We start from the raw sequence: 2,360 nt of genomic DNA, 5'->3' as shown, positions 1-2,360 counted from the left end.
GCAATCTGTTGAGCTTGTGTGTTTTTATAGCTTAACCTAAAAGAGTGCCTTTTTTTCTGTTTATTTTGGGTTCAGATAGCACTCAGTTTTTTCGCTTCTGTGCTTTATTGCGTAAGCATCCCTATTTAAAAACTGTCCGGAGTATTGTAAAGAATTACTACCTCATTTTCGACAAAAATGGTTGATGAGAAAATCGAGGTCATTACCACATAGCGTACAATTTGCCTTAAAAAACTTTGAAAATATCTGGATAGCTGACGGCTCAACATTAGAAGCATTATTTCGTAAACTAGAAAGTTTATCAGATGTTCCAATTGGTCAATTAGCCGGAAAAATGGGAGTAATCATATAATCATGTAATCATGGGGAGCATCCCACTTTTGCAGTCAGTATAAATACTCAGACAATTGTCTGGCTAAGCTGATGGCATAATATAAAGCAGATAAATTACCATAATCCAAGTTCGCATGACCCCAGAAGAACAGCAGAAGATCAAAATAAATCTCCAAGAAATAGCAGAGATCCTTTATAAGAATACCCCAGTAGACAATCTACAAAGCTTTGAATCCGTAGAACTGAGTGTGAGGGAACATTTAATTGAGACAGTAGCACCAGAAATTAGCGGTTTTTTTTTCACTCGGCGGGGGGAAAAGGTTCTGGTAGAAAAAGAACCATAAAAAGTTGTGTAGGAGAAATAACTATATCGAGTAAACAAGCCCAAAGGCTGGGAGTAAAGAAGGGAAGTCGTCTGAGTCCTAATTTGGAAAAATGTTGTTTATTATTAGTGGGAAATGAATCTTTTGCCAATGCAGAGAGAGACCTCAAAATGTTGACAGGAATTTATGTACCGCACAGTACACAACATCGACTATTAGAGCGTTACGAATTCTCCTCGCCTCAAGCTACGGAGCAAGTAGAAGCATTGAGTATAGATGGAGGAAATGTCAGACTGAGAACTCATGAAGGAGAAGAAAGTATTTGGAGGAACTATAAGGCGGTTAAGGTACATAGTCAAGTAGGAGCAGCCTTCTTCCAAAATAATCCAGAGTTAGTAGCATGGGTAAATAGCCAACCTCAAAGTGAAGCGATAACCTGCTTGGGGGATGGTCATGATGGGGTGTGGAATCTGTTTAAGCAAATTGGGACTATTGAGAAAAGAAGAGAGGTACTCGATTGGTATCATTTGATAGAAAATCTACATAGAGTAGGAGGTTCGCTCAAACGACTGAGGAGAGCGAAGAACCAACTGTGGCAAGGAGCAACAGTTGAAGCTATAGCTGAGTTTATAGGAGTTAGAGCTAAAGAAAGTAAAAATTTCCAGAATTATCTCCGAAAACATCAGTCAAGAATCCCAGATTACCAGAATTATCAACAGCAGGGTATTGATATTGGTTCGGGAGCTGTAGAGTCTTTAATTAAACAGATTGGATCAAGAATTAAGATTGTAGGTGCACAGTGGAACGAAAAAAATGTGCCTCAAATTTTAAGACTGAGATGTGCATATTTAAACAACGACATCAAGCTCGGTATTTCTGCTTAGTTAAAAAGCGGGATGCTCCCGTAATCATGTAATCATAGACCTAGTAACTCATCTTCCCGAAGAAATTTGGTTTGGGGAAAATCCGAAACAAGCAGATACTCATTGGGAAGAGGATTTACTAAAAAAAGTTAAGCCAAAAACCTTGCTGTTATTAGATAGAGGCTTCTATCACTTCGCTTTTTGGTCAAAATTAATCGAGAAAGAAATTGGATTTATTACTCGGATTAAGAAAGGTGCATCTTATCAAGTCAAGCGGGTATTAACCAATACTTATGATGTCAAAGAGCAAATAATTCAGATAGGTGCAGGGACAAAAAAAACGCCTGTTTTGACTATAAGATTAGTACAAATTCGCTCCAAGACTTCCTGGCGTTCTTATCTGACAAGTGTCCAAAATCCCGAAATATTGCCACCCTATGTAGTAGCCGATTTATATCAAAGACGCTGGGGAATTGAAGAGGCATTTTGTACAGTAAAGAGACTCCTAAATTTAAGTTATTTATGGACAGGTTCGTCCAACGGAATCCAGCTTCAAATCTGGGCTACTTGGCTATTTTATGCGGTTTTGGTAGACTTGGGAGATGCCGTTGCGGATGAATTAGGAGTGCCAATTGAACGAGTTTCATTAGAAATGATTTATCGAGGGATGTATCATTTTTCTGTGGCCTATCAAAAAGGATTAGCTTCTGACCTAGTTAAGTATTTTGCCGACGCAAAAAATCAAGATTTAGGGATTGTTAAGCCAGGGTAAACGCATCTTAATTTCAGCCTAAAACATGATAAGATGAAGTATTGGGCTAAATCAAGTGCGTAATTAGGT

Annotated in this window: 1 protein-coding gene and 1 pseudogene; both read left to right on the top strand. The window is 38.3% G+C overall.

Annotated elements, in window-relative coordinates:
* Positions 1 to 467 precede the first annotated feature (467 nt).
* Positions 468 to 1,540 (top strand): ISKra4 family transposase gene (locus QUB39_RS30355; RefSeq protein WP_333212875.1). Its coding sequence is split into 2 segments (ribosomal slippage): positions 468 to 636 and positions 636 to 1,540, totalling 1,074 coding nucleotides; the frame shifts between segments, so codons are not numbered across the junction.
* A gap of 31 nt (positions 1,541 to 1,571) precedes the next feature.
* A pseudogene (locus QUB39_RS30350) lies at positions 1,572 to 2,282 on the top strand (IS4 family transposase); the annotation flags it as partial.
* Positions 2,283 to 2,360 lie beyond the last annotated feature (78 nt).

It is taken from the genome of Microcoleus sp. AT8-B5, from assembly GCF_036705565.1.
In the GTDB taxonomy this organism is placed as follows: Bacteria; Cyanobacteriota; Cyanobacteriia; order Cyanobacteriales; family Microcoleaceae; genus Microcoleus.
This window is presented reverse-complemented; position numbering and strand designations above follow the sequence as displayed.